The organism is uncultured Treponema sp., assembly GCF_934725225.1.
Taxonomy (GTDB): Bacteria; Spirochaetota; Spirochaetia; order Treponematales; family Treponemataceae; genus Treponema_D.
In genome coordinates, this window is sequence record NZ_CAKVAM010000003.1 from 103,258 (window position 1) to 119,213 (window position 15,956).

General features: G+C 40.8%; 18 protein-coding genes. 10 read left to right on the forward strand and 8 right to left on the reverse strand.

Translation table 11 applies throughout. The annotated features are described in order from the left end of the window. Nucleotides 1-4: 4 nt before the first annotated feature. The 10 genes from Q0H92_RS05385 to tsaB all read left to right on the forward strand — a co-directional run bounded on the left by Q0H92_RS05385 (nt 5) and on the right by tsaB (nt 9,051). On the forward strand, nt 5-1,060 hold the full coding sequence (locus Q0H92_RS05385) for a glycosyltransferase family 1 protein (protein ID WP_296012707.1): 1,056 nt from the start codon (nt 5-7) through the stop codon (nt 1,058-1,060). Between the two features lie 194 nt (nt 1,061-1,254). Next, a complete protein-coding gene (locus Q0H92_RS05390) occupies nt 1,255-2,115 on the forward strand; it encodes a flagellin (protein WP_294014250.1) in 861 nt (286 codons plus the stop codon). A 347-nt stretch (nt 2,116-2,462) separates the two neighbouring features. Next, complete coding sequence (locus Q0H92_RS05395; RefSeq protein WP_296012712.1) at nt 2,463-3,317, forward strand: flagellin; 855 nt, start codon at nt 2,463-2,465, stop codon at nt 3,315-3,317. A 145-nt stretch (nt 3,318-3,462) separates the two neighbouring features. Next, on the forward strand, nt 3,463-3,840 hold the full coding sequence (locus tag Q0H92_RS05400; protein ID WP_013701577.1) for a flagellar protein FlaG: 378 nt from the start codon (nt 3,463-3,465) through the stop codon (nt 3,838-3,840). Continuing rightward, nucleotides 3,840-5,921 (forward strand): flagellar filament capping protein FliD, encoded by a 2,082-nt coding sequence (fliD, locus tag Q0H92_RS05405; RefSeq protein ID WP_296012715.1) that lies wholly within the window; start codon nt 3,840-3,842, stop codon nt 5,919-5,921. Before Q0H92_RS05400 ends, fliD begins: the two co-directional genes overlap by 1 nt. Before the next feature lie 9 nt (nt 5,922-5,930). Continuing rightward, nucleotides 5,931-6,530, forward strand: coding sequence for a hypothetical protein (locus tag Q0H92_RS05410; RefSeq protein ID WP_296012717.1), 600 nt, complete (start codon nt 5,931-5,933; stop codon nt 6,528-6,530). A 5-nt stretch (nt 6,531-6,535) separates the two neighbouring features. Next, nucleotides 6,536-7,612 carry a PilZ domain-containing protein gene (locus Q0H92_RS05415; RefSeq protein ID WP_296012719.1) on the forward strand — a complete coding sequence of 359 codons (1,077 nt, stop codon included), beginning with the start codon at nt 6,536-6,538 and terminating at the stop codon, nt 7,610-7,612. A 20-nt stretch (nt 7,613-7,632) separates the two neighbouring features. Then, nucleotides 7,633-7,902 carry a hypothetical protein gene (locus tag Q0H92_RS05420; protein ID WP_296012720.1) on the forward strand — a complete coding sequence of 90 codons (270 nt, stop codon included), beginning with the start codon at nt 7,633-7,635 and terminating at the stop codon, nt 7,900-7,902. Between the two features lie 17 nt (nt 7,903-7,919). Continuing rightward, nucleotides 7,920-8,366: a tRNA (adenosine(37)-N6)-threonylcarbamoyltransferase complex ATPase subunit type 1 TsaE gene (gene tsaE, locus Q0H92_RS05425; protein WP_296012722.1), complete on the forward strand. Its 447-nt coding sequence runs from the start codon at nt 7,920-7,922 to the stop codon at nt 8,364-8,366. Nucleotide 8,367: 1 nt separating this feature from the next. Next, complete coding sequence (gene tsaB, locus Q0H92_RS05430) at nt 8,368-9,051, forward strand: tRNA (adenosine(37)-N6)-threonylcarbamoyltransferase complex dimerization subunit type 1 TsaB (protein WP_296012724.1); 684 nt, start codon at nt 8,368-8,370, stop codon at nt 9,049-9,051. 19 nt (nt 9,052-9,070) lie between these two features. On the opposite strand, the gene csrA is transcribed toward tsaB, so the two are convergent. The 8 genes from csrA to flgF all read right to left on the reverse strand — a co-directional run bounded on the left by csrA (nt 9,071) and on the right by flgF (nt 15,898). Beyond that, on the reverse strand, nt 9,071-9,289 hold the full coding sequence (gene csrA / locus Q0H92_RS05435; protein WP_013701584.1) for a carbon storage regulator CsrA: 219 nt from the start codon (nt 9,287-9,289) through the stop codon (nt 9,071-9,073). Beyond that, a complete protein-coding gene (fliW, locus tag Q0H92_RS05440) occupies nt 9,289-9,732 on the reverse strand; it encodes a flagellar assembly protein FliW (protein ID WP_294014231.1) in 444 nt (147 codons plus the stop codon). The genes csrA and fliW overlap by 1 nt, the downstream gene beginning before the upstream one ends. Nucleotides 9,733-9,767: 35 nt before the next feature. Next, nucleotides 9,768-11,015, reverse strand: coding sequence for a flagellar hook-associated protein 3 (locus tag Q0H92_RS05445; protein ID WP_296012727.1), 1,248 nt, complete (start codon nt 11,013-11,015; stop codon nt 9,768-9,770). Between the two features lie 24 nt (nt 11,016-11,039). Beyond that, nucleotides 11,040-12,911: a flagellar hook-associated protein FlgK gene (gene flgK, locus Q0H92_RS05450; protein WP_296012728.1), complete on the reverse strand. Its 1,872-nt coding sequence runs from the start codon at nt 12,909-12,911 to the stop codon at nt 11,040-11,042. Between the two features lie 13 nt (nt 12,912-12,924). After that, complete coding sequence (locus Q0H92_RS05455) at nt 12,925-13,368, reverse strand: hypothetical protein (RefSeq protein WP_296012729.1); 444 nt, start codon at nt 13,366-13,368, stop codon at nt 12,925-12,927. A gap of 176 nt (nt 13,369-13,544) precedes the next feature. Then, nucleotides 13,545-14,105, reverse strand: a complete 561-nt coding sequence (locus tag Q0H92_RS05460) for a rod-binding protein (RefSeq protein WP_296012731.1) — start codon at nt 14,103-14,105, stop codon at nt 13,545-13,547. Between the two features lie 181 nt (nt 14,106-14,286). Then, nucleotides 14,287-15,081 carry a flagellar basal-body rod protein FlgG gene (gene flgG / locus Q0H92_RS05465; RefSeq protein ID WP_273353661.1) on the reverse strand — a complete coding sequence of 265 codons (795 nt, stop codon included), beginning with the start codon at nt 15,079-15,081 and terminating at the stop codon, nt 14,287-14,289. Between the two features lie 16 nt (nt 15,082-15,097). After that, the gene (flgF, locus tag Q0H92_RS05470) at nt 15,098-15,898 is read right to left on the reverse strand and encodes a flagellar basal-body rod protein FlgF (protein ID WP_296012733.1); all 801 of its coding nucleotides are present in this window, start codon (nt 15,896-15,898) and stop codon (nt 15,098-15,100) included. Between the last annotated feature and the right edge of the window lie 58 nt (nt 15,899-15,956).

Here is a 15,956-nt window from a genome sequence, read left to right on the forward strand (position 1 = left end):
AAAAATGATTTTAATAAACGGAAACTTTCTTTGCAGAAATCTCACAGGAATTGAAAGATTCGCTTGGGAAACTTGCAGACAGCTGGACTTGATTGTTTCAAAAGAAGACAACATCGCGCTTTATGCTCCTGTAAACGCAAAGTCAGTTCCGGAATACAAAAACATTAAAATCATCGTGTCAAAAAAAAGCATTAAGAGCTTTCCGCTGTGGGACATGGGAACTTTTTCTTTGGCTTGCAAAAAACTGAAGGCGACAGGACTTAACTTTTCAAACACTGCCCCGCTTGGAAAAAACTGCGGAATTTCTTTTATACATGACATTTACGCAAAGGATTTTCCACAGGACTTTAAAACATTCAAGGACAAGCTAATCAGGCTTTACTGCCGCTTAAGCTACTGGAACATCGCAAGGAACGCAAAAAAAATCATAACAGTTTCACAGTTCAGCAAGGAGCGGATTCTAAAGGCATACAAAGTTTCGCCAGAGAAAATAGAAATTGTTCCGAACGGCTGGGACCACTTTAAGTCAATAAAAGCGGACGATTCTATATTTGAAAAGTTTCCTAAGCTTGAAAAAGGCGGCTTTTACTTTACGCTCGGAAGCCTTTCAAAGCGCAAGAATCTCAAATGGATTGTATCTTACGCAAAAAAAAATCCACAGGAAAAGTTTGCGGTTTCTGGAAAGGCAATATCAGGGCTTGTTCCAAAGGAGCTTGAAGACTTGCAGAGCCTTCCAAACGTAACTCTTTTAGGCTACGTAACAGACGGACAGGTAAAATCGCTGATGGAAAACTGCAAGGCGTTTGTTTTTCCTTCTTATTATGAAGGATTTGGAATTCCGCCGCTTGAAGCTCTTTCCTGCAAAGCAAAAATAATAATCTCAAAGTCAGCAAGCCTTCCTGAAATATACGGAAATTCCGCCCATTACATTGAATGGAACAACACGGACTGCAATTTAAACGAGATTCTAAAGGAAAAGACAGAATCCGCAGAAAGAATCCTCGAAAAGTACACATACAAGAATTCCGCGGAAATTCTAAAAAAAATCCTAAGAAATTAAAAAAAAAACGCTAAAGTTAAACTTACATTGTGCCGATGATTATATTGAAAAACCATGGCTGTTCAACTTCGTAGAAGACATCAGCCAGGCTATTCAATGTAAAAGATTGCAGATGTAGCCTTGTAATACAGATGTAGTCTTTTACAGTTTTAGACCGAAAGGATTTGGTCTTTATAATTCCATGGAGGAAAAATATGGTCATCAACCACAACATGTCCGCAATGTTTTCAAACCGTTCTTTAGGAGTAACTCAGGGTTCACTCACAAAGGATATGGAGAAACTTTCTTCTGGCCAGAGAATCAACCGCGCTGGAGACGACGCTTCAGGACTCGCAGTTTCTGAAAAAATGAGATCTCAGATCCGCGGATTGAACCAGGCTTCAAGAAACGCAGCAAACGGAATCAGCTTCATTCAGACAACTGAAGGATATTTGCAGGAAACTACAGACATCATTCAGCGCATCCGCGAACTTGCAGTTCAGGCTTCAAACGGAATTTATTCAGATGAAGACAGAATGCAGATTCAGGTTGAAGTAAGCCAGCTCGTAGCAGAAGTAGACCGCATCGCTTCTCAGGCGCAATTCAACGGTATGAACATGCTCACAGGAAGATTTGCACAGGCTACTGGAGAAAACACTCCTACAGCTTCTATGTGGCTCCACATCGGCGCAAACATGGATCAGCGTATGTCTGTTTTCATCGGAACTATGACAGCTGCCGCTCTCGGAATGAGAGAAATCGGAACTGAAGAAGTTATGACAATTGCGGCTCCAAGTGATGCCAACCGCGCAATCGGAACTCTTGATGAAGCTCTTAAAATCATCAACAAGCAGAGAGCAGACCTTGGCGCATACCAGAACCGCCTTGACTATGCTGTAAAGGGACTTGATATTGCCGCTGAAAATACACAGGCATCTGAATCAAGAATCCGCGACACAGACATGGCTTCTGCGATGGTAGAATTCACCAAGAACCAGGTATTGTCACAGTCTGGAATTGCAATGCTCGCTCAGGCTAACAGCCAGTCACAAAGCGTCTTGTCTTTGCTCCAATAGTGTGATATACTGAATACAAAGAGCATGGAATTTTCTATGCTCTTTGCCGTTTGCAGGTTTGATTTACACTTCAACTTTGCTTTCTTTTGAATCTTTCCCGCAAAAACAGCTGTGCTTTTAGACACGGCTTCGCTTCGTTTTAGAAGCTGATCTTTGAAAATTCTGTTTTCCATGATTGTCTGTAACAGCATAGACGGTTGCTTAAATTTTTTACAAGGGAAATAAAAGCAACGGTTCCTGCTGTACAAGGTCTAAAACTTCTGCCGGGGGCGCAAAAACCAGCGGAAAGCCTTTACAGACGGGCATTTTGCATGATGCATTATGTACGATTCATGGAGGACATTATTATGGTCATTAATCACAACATGAGCTCAATGTTTGCAAACCGCACATTGGGAGTTTCTAATTCCCAGTTGATGGGCAACATTGAAAGACTTAGCTCAGGCGAAAAAATCAACCGCGCTGGAGACGACGCTTCAGGACTTGCAGTATCTGAAAAGATGCGCAGCCAGATCCGCGGACTCAACCAGGCTAACAGAAACATTCAGAACGGAGTTTCTTTCATTCAGGCAACAGAAGGATACTTGCAGGAAACTACAGACATTCTTCAGAGAATCCGCGAGCTTTCAGTTCAGTCTGCAAACGGAATCTACAGCGATGAAGACCGCATGCAGATTCAGGTTGAAGTTTCTCAGCTTGTAGCAGAAGTAGACCGCATTGCTTCACAAGCTCAGTTCAATGGAATGAACCTTCTTACAGGACGTTTTGCAGAGAATTCTGTAACAAACAATGTAATGACATTCCAGGTTGGCGCTAACATGGATCAGAGAGTAACAGCTTTCATTGGAACAATGACAGCACAGGCTCTTGGTCTTAAGGGAACTCAGGGTACTGACGAACAGATAAGCATTTCTACTCCAGATACAGCTAATATGGCTATCGGAGCAATTGATGCAGCTCTTAAATCAGTTTCACGCCAGAGAGCAGACCTTGGCGCATACCAGAACCGCTTTGAAATGGCTTCTAACGGTATCGCTGTTGCAGCAGAAAATATGCAGGGCGCAGAATCAGGAATCCGCGACACTGACATGGCTGCTGAAATGGTTGAGTACACAAAGAATTCTATTCTTGCTCAGTCAGGAACAGCAATGCTTGCTCAGGCAAACAGCCAGTCACAGAACGTATTGGCTTTGCTTCAGTAGTATTAAAATAACGGCGCAAGCTGTAACCGTGTTTTCTGAATAAGAGAAATCTGGATGTCTTCTTTTAGACAGCAAGCACGTAAGAGTGAGGAGGGGTGCGCCCCCTTCCCCTCTCTTCTTTTTTATTTTTCAGGAGGAAATGTCCATGAATACAATCAGTATGAATGGTCAGACGATGGCAATGGATGGCCAAAAAGTCTACAACGCTTTCTCTCCGCAAAAAGGAGAAGCAAAGGTTTCTGTAAAAGGAACTTTGCCAAATTCAGCTTCGGAAGTGCTTCAAAACTTTGAAGCGAATCAGGCAGATTTGGAAGCGTCAGTGCAGGAACTTCAGCGTCTTTCTGACATTGTTACAGGCCACAAACTGCATTTCAATGTAAATGACGAGCTTAACAGAGTTGTTGTAACAGTTGTAGACGCATCAACAAACGAAATTATCCGGGAAATACCGTCAAAAGATATACAGAGAATTCAGGCAAGAATGAAACATGCCATCGGTGTACTTTTTGATGAAATGATTTAATGGCAGACGGACTGAACATACCAGGCGTAAGCGACAAATACAAAACAAACGATCTCGTTGAATCCTTAATGGAAGTCGAGCGGATTCCTTTAAAGCGTGAGGAGTCCAATCTTGAGACGTATAAAAAACAGCAGGACGCCTGGCGTGGAGTCAACCAGAAAATGTCTTCTCTGCGCGACAGTGTAAAAAGCCTCTACTCTTTTGAAAATCCATTCAGCAACAGACTTTCATCTTCTTCGGAAGAATATGCGGTAACAGCAGATGCAGGACGCGAAGCAGAATTCGGCTCATTTAAAATAGAAGTTCTTCAGCCTGCCGCATCAGACAGATTTTTAAGCGAAGAAATAGACAGCGATATGCAGGTGGCTCCGGGAAAATACACTTATTCCGTCGGAGAAAAAAAAATCGACTTTAACTGGAAAGGCGGAAAACTCAACGACTTTGTTACTGCCTTGAACCGCCGCGGAAACGACACAATAAAAGCAAGCCTGATTGGTGTAAGCGCAAATAAAAAATCACTTCTAATTGAAAGCCTAAAGACAGGGAAAGAAAACCGCCTTGTATTTGAAAATCAGGCTCTTGATTTTGCAAAAAAAACTGGCATGATTTCTTCTGCAAAAGCGGAAACCACGACTTTAAAATATTCCTCGCTTTCTGCAAAAACGCCGGAAACAAAAGACGAAATTCAGCAGGAAAATATTCCGGCAATTTCAAAAAGCAAAGTAAAGGCAAGCGGAAACGAAATTACAATAGAGCCAAGAGGCGGATTTGAGCTTGACCTTCCGTCTTCGATAAGAAAAAATTCTGGAAAAATAGAATTCTCTTTTACCGAAAAAAAAGTTCAGGACATAACAGAAGAAACTGTCCAGCTTCCAAAAGAAAGCCTTGAGCTTCCGACTCCGCTGAGCGTTACTTATGAAGGAATCAGCGTGTTCAACAACCCAAGCGACTCTACCCTTCCGCCGGCGCAAGAACAGCAGGAGCAAAAATCGCAGCCAGTTGAAATTTCAAGCAGCCAAGTGTTTTTTATAAAGGATTCGGACGGAAACGAAAAACCGGTTGATTTAAAATATTTTTCAAAAGATTCGAGCGGAAAAACAAAAGTTTCTGTGAGCATTTCGGACTTTCCAAATGCACAGTCGCTTGTTGTAAGAAATTCAAACACAGGCAAAGAAATTTCAATGACTTCACCGCTCTACTTTGATGAAAAAAAATCACTTGGATTTGAGCCTAAGAACGCAATTTCAACAGCGCAGGACGCAAAGCTAAAGTACGAAGGAATCACAATAAGCCGCCCGACAAACGACATTGACGACATTGTTCCAAACGTTACCCTTCACGTCCATGAAAAAACAGAAAAGCCCGCGAACATAAAAATTGAGCCGGACACAGAATCCGCGAAGGACGCAATTATAACTTTTGTGGGCAAATACAATCAGGCGGTTGCGGAAATGAATATCCTTTCTATTAACAAGCCTGAAATTGTTTCCGAGCTTGACTACCTTTCTTCGGATGAGCAAGACAAAGCTTACGAGCGGCTTGGAATGTTCCAAGGGGATTTTACTCTTACAAACGGAAAATCATCCTTGCAGCAGATTGTTTCTTCAAACTACAGATTTTCTGATGACGCAGCTGTTACAATGCTTTCGCAGATTGGCGTTTCCACAAATGCGAGCGGAGGCGCAAGAGGCTACAGTCCTTCCCAGATGCGCGGCTACCTTGAAGTCGATGAAAAAAAACTTGATGAAAGTTTAAAGTCAAATTTAAATCAAATAAAAAATTTATTTGGATACGATTCAGACGGCGACTTGATTATTGACGATGGAATCGGTTTCAAGATTGACAGGCAGCTTACTTCCTGGGTTCAGTCAGGCGGAATAATTTCATCAAAAACGAATTCACTTGAAACTCAGATAAAAAATTCAAATTCAAAAATCACGCGGCTTCAAACTCAGCTGGACAGAAAAGAAGCTGACCTTAAACGCAAATACGCAAACATGGAAGGCACGCTGAACAGCCTTGAAAGCCAGCAGTCCACAATGCAGAATTTTTCAAATCAAAATAACGGCAGAAACAGATAGGAGAAAAACATGAAACTTTTTGTAAACGGTGAAAAAATAGACATTACACTTGAAGATGAAAAAACAGTCGGCGAAGTTTTAAAGTCATTTGAAAAAGAAGCTGAAAAAAGCGAAGCCACAACAATCGGCATTTTTCTAAACGGAAAAAAAGTTCTCGCAGATGATTTTGACGAGGCTTCAAAAACTCCGCTTGAAGAAAATACAAAAATCGAGCTTACAGTTTTAAGCAAGCAGGACGTAATCGATTCCCTTGGAAAATCAAAAGAAAAATTTTCTTTGCTTGCACAAAAGCTTCCAGAAGTTCCGGTTTCGCTTCAAGGCGGAAAAGATAAAGAGGCAAACTCTGTAATTGCAGAACTTGCAGAAGCAATTGACGACTTTTGCCATACAGCGGCTTTGAGCGCATTGTTCCCGGAAGTATATTCAAGCATTGTAATAGACGGAAAAAGTGTTACAGAATTTTTTGAAGAATTTGCGCCGATTGCAGCGGATTTTGAGCAGTCGCTTGAAACAAAAGACACTGTAACTTCAGGAGACTTGTGCGAATACGAAATTGCGCCGCGTCTTGAGCTTATTGCAAAGGCTATAGAGGACGGCCTCAAAAAGTAAAAATTATGGACACAGGCTCACCTATTGAAGCTCGTCTTGCTTCAGGCGGATTCGTATATTCTTTTGTCGCATTTTTTCTTGTTATAGCAGTAGTTCTTGCAGTTTTGTATTTTATATATTTGAAATACAAGGCGTTCACAAAATCAAAAAAATGGATTGAAGCAAACAAGAACAGAGAAACTAAATTTTCAGATGTAAGAAAAATTTCGCATGAAGCAAATCTTGACAGCACAGAAAAAAAACTGCTCTGGAGCATCTGCAAAACACATCATGCGCGCAACATTCAGTTTTCTTACCGCTCGGAAAATGAAATGCAAAATCTTTTTAAATCCGAATTCCAAAGGATGAATGCGCAGAATCCGCGGAACGAAGAAAAGATTTCAGTTTTGTTTTCATTAAGGTACAAGCTCGAAAAGCTTTATGACAGAAAACATTCTATAACTTCAACAAAATATTTAAGGCCGGGACAGCAAATAAGAATTTTGGACGAAAACCGCAATCCGCATGACGCAACAGTTCAAAAAAATACGCCGGAAGGTTTTTACGTAGAAATTTCCGCGGAACTAAAAAACTTCAAGCCCAAGCCTCTTTCAAAGTTTATGATAAATTTTTCTTCTGCGACAGGAATGCTTTACCAATGCGTTGTAATGGCGGCGCGCTACGAAGATATTCCAAACGGAAAAGAGCTTCTTCTTATAACGCATTCTTCAACGCTCAAAGTTATCCAAAAGCGAATGACAAAGCGGCAGGGAACAACCATTGAATGTCTTTTTTCCGCAGTAAAGGAAGTGAAAGCCGGGCGAAAAACAAAATTTGAAGTTCAGCAAAAAAAGTACATGGGAACATTCATTGACATTTCCGCAGGCGGATGCAAAATTTCATGCGGACTTCCGATTTCAAAGAATCAGTACATTCAGCTTTATTTTAAGCTTCCGGGAATAATTGAGCATCAGGCGCAAGGTCTTATTGTAAAGACAAAAAAATCCGTGGACGAAAAAACATTTGTGCTGTACATTAAATTTACCGATATTAATATAGCTGCAAGAAATGATATTTATGCCGCGATTTATGATTATTTTTGAGCTTGGAATTTGATTGCATTATGAAAGTTTTAGAAATAAATTCGATACAAAAAGAAGACGGATACATTTACTACATTCATCACTACAAGGCGGTTGCAAAAGTAGAAGTTTTGTCTTCAATTATTTCAATACCAATAAGTTTCACTGTAGAAACAAATCCTTTGGGAATAAGAACGGTTGATCTTGATCCGCTTCCGGCAAAACTTGACTATCCGGTTATTCCTATAACAAAAGCAATCAAGGCTCTTATTGATAAAATGGCGCAGGAAGGCTCTCTTCCGCAAGTTTAATGGCAGCAGGTAAAAAAATGATTTTCCACACAAAGTCTTCAACTGAAACAATTTCACTGGGAGAAAAAATCGGCTCACTTTTAAAGCCAGGCGACATTCTTGCAATGACTGGAACTCTCGCAGCCGGAAAAACTACAATCACAAAAGGAATCGCAAAATCCCTTGGAATTAAAGACAACATAACAAGTCCCACATTCTGCCTTGTAAGCGAATACGAAGGCGAAAAAATGCCCTTGTATCACATGGACGTTTACAGGCTTGAAGGCGAAGAAGATTTTGTAAACTTGGGCGTTGAAGACATGCTCTACGGAAACGGAGTCTGCATAATTGAATGGAGCGAAAAAGTAAAAAAAGAGCTTCCAAAAAAATCTATTCTTGTTGAAATCACACCGCAGGAAGACGGAAGCCGCCAAATAAAAATTGAAAACTGGAACAACGGAAAAATCGACTGGAACGAGGAATAAAATGAAAGCTCTTGCAATAGACTGCGCAGTTACAAAACTTTCTGTAGCCGCAAAAAATGAAAGCAACACAATAAAACTCACACTCGATGTTGGAATGAAGCAATCAGAAAAACTTCTTCCTGCAATTGATTATGTAATGAAAGAAGCCGGACTTTCTGCAAAAAATCTTGACTACACAGCCGTTACGCTTGGTCCTGGAAGCTTTACAGGGCTTAGGCTGGGACTTAGCGCGCTCAAGGCAATCACACTTTCAGACAATGTTCCGATTTATGGAATTCCTTCTTTGGAAGCATACTCTTGGCCGTATAAAAAAGCAATTGAAACAGTTCTTCCTGTAATAGAAGCAAAAGAAGATGAATTTTTTTATTCATTTTATATCCGCGGAGAAAAAATAAGAAACGAAGAAGATTCAGAAATTGAAGAAATCTTAAAGCAAATTGACGCGGAAAGTTCTGTTCTTGTTTGCGGACCTGGAGCAAAAACATTTGTCGAGCGGACAAACGAAATAACACCGCTGTATTCTCTTCATTGCTTTTGCCCGGAAAATGACTGCTGTGAAAGCCTTTTTGAAATTGCAGAAAAAATGATTGCGGAAAAGAAAGAGCCGTTAAAAGACTATGACGGTCCGCTGTATGTAAGAAAGAGCGAAGCTGAAATAGTCCTTGAATCAAAAAACAAAAACTAATATTTTTCTAGCAAAGAAATCAGCCAAAAAGTTTTCCGAGACGTTCCATTGAAATTTGGGAAGCAGCGGCTTTGTTTTCTGACTGGATTGCTTCAAAAACTTCCTGCCGGTAAACTTTTACATTACTAGGAGCTTCCACGCCGATTTTCACTTGGTCGCCTTTCACATCTATCAGCGTAATAACAATGTCGTCTCCAATGCGGATTTTTTGATCTATTTTTCTTGAAAGGATTAGCATTATTTTGCCTCCTTTCGTTTTAATGCTTCAAGAATGTTGTGCTTTGTTGTGTACTTTGAGCCGTCAAGAATAGCCTGCATGCACTGATGATTTTTCTTGTTGATTATAAGAGGTCCTTGAAAATTTGCAGTTACCGCGCTGCCATCATCAGGAACAGTTACAATTGTAAGAACCATTACATCAGCAGGATCTTTTATGCCGATTTTTAAAAGCTCACTGTCATCAATCTCAGCTTCATAGTCATCTGTAATTAAAAACGGATCAATTAAAAGAAACGCAAGATTTTTTTCCTGCAGCGACTGAAGCCACATAAGCGGTTCATACTCACTGTCCACAAGAGCAAAATCCGTATATTCTTCAAAGCCAAAAAGCCCGGAAGGTATAGAAATTAACCTATCGTTGGAAATTTCAACACAGCCTTTAGTTTTTGTTTCTACCAGCATAAAAAATCCTATGAATATTTTTAAATATTAAAATCCTAGCGCATATAATTGAGCAGTGTGCTTGAATACATTTTTCCGGCATTGCTCATTGTGGCTTGATTGACATATTCCATCATCTTTAAATCTGTTATGGCTTCTGTCAAATCAATATCGCCTTCTCTGCTTACAAGCTGAGTAACATTCACATTATTTGTCTTTGAACGTTCAACGTTATTCATTGCACGCTCATAGTCGCTTCCTGATTTTGCAAGGCGAGTTGTAAGATTATTGATTCCATAATCAAGAGTTCCGATTACGCGGCTTCCAATTGATTCCTGATCTCCCTTGAGCATAGAATCACGAAGAGCAATAACAGCGTCAAACAAAGAACCGCCGGAAACTTTCACAGCGGAAGTGTTCACATTGTAAGGCGGAAACTGGCTTGAATCTTCAATCATTCCCATGTCTGTCAATGCGCTGCCTGTTTTATCTTCCATCCAAACCTGATGAGAATCTGTAGTAGAAAGCGAAAGTCCTTGAGAAACAGGATCAATCGAAGCCTTTACCGCAATTCCAGAATTATTAATTTTTGCAGCAACAGCGTAAACATTGTCGCCGGATTTTATTGCAATATCCGCTCCATCAATGTTTATAACAGAATCTTCCAACGCCTGCCAAGAAGTCAAATCTCTTTGTCCTATAAGGTGCTGAGGTTCCGCCCAAAATGTTTTTGTTCCGCTGTTGTCAATCTGAAGATAAGCGTTTTCATCAACTTCGATTTTATTAATTCCGTTGTTTCCCTTGTAATTTACTTTTTCAATAAGAGCTTCATCAGAACCCGGAATATTTCCCAGCACAACATCAAAAGCCGCGCCCTTTGTTCTTGTTCCGGCAAAAAGAGTATTTCCGTCCGGACCTACAGCGTTTGCATTTTGAACCAATTCCTTTAAAAGCTCGTTGACTTCAACAGCCATATTTTTTAAGTCTTCTCCGGTATAAGTTCCGTTTGCGCCAGTAATGGCAAGTTCTCTGACACGATGCATAATCTGCAGATTCTGATTTATATATCCTTCCCTAACATTCATCTGATCCGCCAGAGTCTGCGCATTTTTTTCAAACTGATTCACACGTCCCAAGTAAGACTGATAGCGCACAAGATGTCCAGCCGCAATCGGATCATCACGAAGACTTCCGATTCTGCTTTGAGTTCCAATCTGACGGTTTTTGATTGCCTGATTCACTTCCTGTTTTCTAAGCTGGTACTGGGTATCTGTATTATTAAACTGTGAACTGATTCTATGCATATTCTACCTCGTTTCTAAAATAACTCAAACTCCAAGACGGTTAATCAACGTATCAAGAAGCTCGTCCTGCACTGAAATAAATTTTGCGGCAACATTATATCCATGCTGAAACTTTATTATATCAGCAAGCTCTTCATCAATGTTTACACCAGAAATGCTGTCGCGCAAATCTCTTAAGTCGCCCATTATTTTATTTTGAGTCGCAAGCTGATTTTGCGCCTGCTCGCCTTTTAACCCAACGTTGGTTATAGTGTCAGCAAAATAGTCATCAAATGTGCGCTGACTTCCAATCATTATTTTTGTATTTCTGATTGCAGCCATTTCTACAGCTGCTCTTCCGTCGCTAGGCTCTGCAAACCCTTGAGAATTTTTAAATGCGGCGGCAACACTTGAAACATCATTTTGAATAAGTCCATTTACTTCAATATATGCAGACGGATTCAAAACTGGAGAAACCGCAAACTGCGCTCCGTCAAGAACATCAACCGCATTCGCACGGTTAAAGTCATAGGCATTGGCTTCTCCGCTTCCCTGCAAAATTCCAGAATACCCCGTAAGGAACATTCCAGAATCTTCAACATGGCGAATAACAAAATCAGGATTTTCCATTCCACTAGAAGAAGTTGCTTTTAAAACAAGACAACTGTTTCTGTCAAGATAAGCCTTTACCTCTCCGTTAGAATCATTGATTCTATTGATAACATCTTCAACTGTGTCTGTTGAAAAATAAGCGACATCAATATTTCCGCTTGCGCCGTTAATTGTCATTGTTCCAGAAAGACCAATCTGCTCCTGCGGCTTAAGCGCATTTGTTCCTGTCATGCGGAAAATATACGAAGTGTCTTCTACGCCATCGCCATTTCTGTCGTAGTTTCCGTTTACGTTTTCTACAAAATCATGCTGAACAAAAAAGTCCAAGCCTGTTACATTGTTTTTTCCAATGGCATTTCTGTGAACGTCATTCACCAAGTCTGCAAAGTTAAGAGCCATTGTATTCAAAGACTGAATTTCACTGCGGATGTCCTTGTCGCGAAGCTCCACCAAAGCTCCGAGTGTTCCGCCGTGAAACTCTGCGTCAAGCTTTGTATCAGACCACATAAGTTTTCCGTAGCCGTTATTGTCAAGCTGACCAACAGTTTCTATCTGGCGCGCAAGGCTTCCCTGAACAATAATTTGTCCGTCTGTGTGAACCATAAATTCATCAGGATCTTTTTGAGTTACAGTAACGTTAATGAGAGATGAAAGTTTTTCAACAAGCAAATCGCGGCGGTCCATAAGATCATTTGGATTATCTCCAAGACCTTTGCTTCTTACAATTTCACCATTGACAGAAGCAATCTGGCGCGAAAGATCATTCACTTGCTTTACAACCGCTTCAATGTCGCCGTTTATCTGGTCGCCGATTCCACGCAAACTTTTGTACTGCTGCTGAATTGAATTTGTCAAAGTCTGTCCGCGCACAACAAGTGCAAGACGAGCCGCATCACTTTCAGGATAAGTAGAAAGCTCTTGCCAGCCCTGCCAGAACTTGTCCATGTTTGTTCTTACAGAAACATCATTAGGCTCATTGTAAACAGATTCAATCATTGAATAATATTTGTCGCGTGTCTCCCAGTAAGACTCGACATTTTTCTGGTCAACAATGCGGCTTTCCAAAAGCTCATCTTTTATTCTATTTATACTTTCAACATCGCAGCCTTGTCCTATCTGACCTGGAATCATTGCGCGCTCCAAGTCCGGGCGGTAAATCGGTTCAAAAGATTTTACAATGACACGCTGCCTAGAATAGCCTTCTGTATCCGCATTTGAAATATTGTGGCCGGCAGTCTGAATCTGAGTTGAATGAGCCATAAGGCTTCTTTTTCCAATTTCTATTCCTGCAAAAGAATTCGCCATAATTCCACGCTCCTTAAATGCTTCTGTTTACAACAATGCTCTGCGCATAATTTTTTCTCATTGTGCCGTTCGGAGAATAAATTTCATTTCTCTGCTGAGATGCGCACTGATCCATGACTTCTGAAATAAATTTCTTTGTCGCGCTCACATATTTTGCAAGCGCATCATTTTCAACTTTGCTTCTCGAAAGTTTTGTTTTTACGCGGAGGAAAACATCCTTTACTTCAGGATGAAAATAAATATTTTCTGAAACAGACGCGATTTTTTCGCGGAACTTGTCAATCTTGGAAAATTCGCTGCCAAGCTCGTTGATATTCAGGACATATTCTTCAAGACCTGCCCAGCTGCGCTTTACAACGCACTCGTGAATTTTATTCTGCTCCATAAGCATAGAATCAAGAATGCGTTCCTGCTCATTAAGCACACTGATTAATTCAATCTCTTTTTCTTCCGCCATAAATTTTTCCTTCAAAAAGAAAGTTTCTATTTAATTTTCGGAATATAAAGATTTTTGTTTAGAGAAAAATTTAGAAGTTTGAATACTGATACTTTTGTGTCATTATCGGGCTTGACCCGATAATCTGTTAAAAATTTCCAGCAGATTTCTGTATCTTAGTAGCACAGAAAGTAAAATTATCTTTGACCGGAAAGCTCAATGTAAATCTGGTCAGCAAGACCCAAAGAAGCATTTTTTGTAATCGATTCCGCCATATTATCATACATCATGTCGTCGTACATTTTACGGGCGTACTCGTTGTCTTTTCCGGCGAGATTTGTTTTTTGAATTGTATTGCGCATTGACGAAAGCATCATTTTGACCATGTAGTTTTCCATTTCCATGGACTGCGCATAAAGCTCGGAAGTCTTGTCAATTACGGGAATTTTTCCGCTTGAAGTTTTTGAGTTTGCGGCGAATCCCTGCGGACGGGCGGACTTGTCAGAATCCGAAGTGAACGCTCCGTAGAATCCCTGAGTGTAATCTCCGTTCAGGCGATGGTTCTTGGCAATCTGGCTTGAAGAAATTCCAGACAAAGATGCTCCTTCAGAAATTCCCAAGGCAGTTTTATTTTGCATTTCCTTTACGAGCGAAGAAAATTTTTTTGCCTCATTTTGAAGAACAGCAGAGTCGATTGCATTGCTTCCGTTAGACAAAGTGCCTGTAATTCCAGTTCCAGAAATTCCGTTTACCGCCATGATTTCACCTTATTTATATTTTCGGCATTTTGCATTCAAGATTTTACAAGATTTTCTGCGATAGATTTTCAGTAAAAAAAAAAGCCTGCAACTGGATTTTTTCCAATGCAGGCTGATTTAGGCTGAGTCAAGGTCTTGAGCGCAAGCGTACCTTGACCAGACGTATTTCTAACTATTCAGTTTAACGTTTAAGTCCGGCGGCAGTCTGAAGCATATTGTCGCTAGTCTGAATTGCCTTTGAGTTGAACTCATAAGCGCGCTGGGCAACAATCATCTGAACCATTTCATTTACAACAGAAACGTTGCTCATTTCAAGGAACTTATGCTTTGTAATTCCCATTCCGTCAATTCCAGGACGTCCGGCGATTGGCTCTCCAGAAGCGTTTGTAACTTTGTAAAGATTGTCGCCTGTATTTTCAAGTCCGACTGCATTCGGAAATCTGTAAAGCTCAAGCTGGCCGACTTCAACAGGCTCAAGCTCGCCGTTTACTTTTACGTTTACTCTTCCGCCATCAGAAATAGAAAGTGTCTCAAGCTGAAATCCTTCCGGCATAATTATTTCTGGCATTACACGAAGTCCGTTTGCCGTTACAAGCTGACCAGTTGAATCAACCTTGAACGAACCGTCTCTTGTGTACGCCCAGCTTCCGTCGTACTGCTGAACTCTAAAAAATCCGTCGCCGACAACCGCAACATCTGTGTCAACTCCGGTCGCCTGCAAAGAGCCTTGTGTCATAATGCGCTGTGTTGCCCCGACTTTTACACCGCTTCCCATCTGATGTCCAACAGGAGTTACAGTGTCTTCTGTAGCCGGAGTTCCTGCAAGCTTTACATTCTGATAAAGAAGGTCTTCAAATTCAGCGCGGTGCTGCTTAAATCCGGTTGTATTTACGTTAGAAAGGTTGTTTGAGATTGTGTCTATATTCATCTGCTGGCCGTTCATTCCTGTAGCGGCATTCCATAAACTTCTTACCATTTTCTATTCCCTCTTATTAGCGGTTTACAGTAACAACTTTAGACCAAAGCGTATCCATCATGCTATCTTCTGTCTGAACTGATTTCTGGTTCGCCTCGTAAGCGCGGTTTACTTCTATCATCTGAACCATTTCGTTTACAACATTCACGTTGCTTGCTTCTGTATATCCTTGCAAAAGCCGCGGACGCTCATCACCTTCCGCAATGTACGCATCTCCTGAAATTTCATTTGAATTCCAAAGCGAAGAGCCTTGTTTTTTTATGAAACGCTCGTTTTCAAAGCGGACAACTTTTATTCTGTCAACAAGCTCGTTGTCTTCATTTGTATAAATCATTCCGTCCTGATTTACAAAAAATTTATCGTTAGGAACATGAATTGCTCCGTTTTCACCAAGAACAGGATAACCTTCCTTTGTCAAAAGAATTCCTTCTTTTCCAAGGTGAAAATTTCCGTTGCGTGTATAGCGTTCGCCAGCCGGAGTCTGAACTGCAAAAAATCCCTCTCCGCCCAAAGCCATGTCTGTCTTAGTGTCTGTCGATTTAAAAGAGCCTTGAGTAAAATCTGTGTAAAGCTCATTTGTTTCAACGCCAAGCCCGATTGAACCGATTATAGGAGCCGCATCCGCAGAACCGAACGGTGTTTTGTACACGCCATCTGCCGCAGTTCTTCTAAGCAAAAGCTCGCTGAATTCCTTGTTTACAGGAATTTCTTTTTTAAAGCCTGTCGTGTCTACATTCGCAAGATTGTTCGAAATTGTGTCCAGCCTGTTCTGCTGAGCGTTCATTCCGCTTGCTCCGATATACCAGCCTCTAATCATAACATAACCTCAATTAGTTTATCGGAATCCGAATAAAAAAGTTAAGCTAAATCAGTTT

What these genes read in the sequence shown, in the direction of transcription:
- Q0H92_RS05395 (WP_296012712.1), top strand. Translation starts at nt 2,463, where the DNA reads ATGGTCATTAATCACAACATGAGCTCAATGTTTGCAAACCGCACATTG.
- Q0H92_RS05455 (WP_296012729.1), bottom strand. Translation starts at nt 13,368, where the DNA reads ATGGCGGAAGAAAAAGAGATTGAATTAATCAGTGTGCTTAATGAGCAG.
- Q0H92_RS05420 (WP_296012720.1), top strand. Translation starts at nt 7,633, where the DNA reads ATGAAAGTTTTAGAAATAAATTCGATACAAAAAGAAGACGGATACATT.
- flgK (WP_296012728.1), bottom strand. Translation starts at nt 12,911, where the DNA reads ATGGCGAATTCTTTTGCAGGAATAGAAATTGGAAAAAGAAGCCTTATG.
- csrA (WP_013701584.1), bottom strand. Translation starts at nt 9,289, where the DNA reads ATGCTAATCCTTTCAAGAAAAATAGATCAAAAAATCCGCATTGGAGAC.
- Q0H92_RS05400 (WP_013701577.1), top strand. Translation starts at nt 3,463, where the DNA reads ATGAATACAATCAGTATGAATGGTCAGACGATGGCAATGGATGGCCAA.
- Q0H92_RS05410 (WP_296012717.1), top strand. Translation starts at nt 5,931, where the DNA reads ATGAAACTTTTTGTAAACGGTGAAAAAATAGACATTACACTTGAAGAT.
- fliD (WP_296012715.1), top strand. Translation starts at nt 3,840, where the DNA reads ATGGCAGACGGACTGAACATACCAGGCGTAAGCGACAAATACAAAACA.
- Q0H92_RS05415 (WP_296012719.1), top strand. Translation starts at nt 6,536, where the DNA reads ATGGACACAGGCTCACCTATTGAAGCTCGTCTTGCTTCAGGCGGATTC.
- tsaE (WP_296012722.1), top strand. Translation starts at nt 7,920, where the DNA reads ATGATTTTCCACACAAAGTCTTCAACTGAAACAATTTCACTGGGAGAA.
- Q0H92_RS05445 (WP_296012727.1), bottom strand. Translation starts at nt 11,015, where the DNA reads ATGCATAGAATCAGTTCACAGTTTAATAATACAGATACCCAGTACCAG.
- flgF (WP_296012733.1), bottom strand. Translation starts at nt 15,898, where the DNA reads ATGATTAGAGGCTGGTATATCGGAGCAAGCGGAATGAACGCTCAGCAG.
- Q0H92_RS05460 (WP_296012731.1), bottom strand. Translation starts at nt 14,105, where the DNA reads ATGGCGGTAAACGGAATTTCTGGAACTGGAATTACAGGCACTTTGTCT.
- Q0H92_RS05390 (WP_294014250.1), top strand. Translation starts at nt 1,255, where the DNA reads ATGGTCATCAACCACAACATGTCCGCAATGTTTTCAAACCGTTCTTTA.
- Q0H92_RS05385 (WP_296012707.1), top strand. Translation starts at nt 5, where the DNA reads ATGATTTTAATAAACGGAAACTTTCTTTGCAGAAATCTCACAGGAATT.
- fliW (WP_294014231.1), bottom strand. Translation starts at nt 9,732, where the DNA reads ATGCTGGTAGAAACAAAAACTAAAGGCTGTGTTGAAATTTCCAACGAT.
- tsaB (WP_296012724.1), top strand. Translation starts at nt 8,368, where the DNA reads ATGAAAGCTCTTGCAATAGACTGCGCAGTTACAAAACTTTCTGTAGCC.
- flgG (WP_273353661.1), bottom strand. Translation starts at nt 15,081, where the DNA reads ATGGTAAGAAGTTTATGGAATGCCGCTACAGGAATGAACGGCCAGCAG.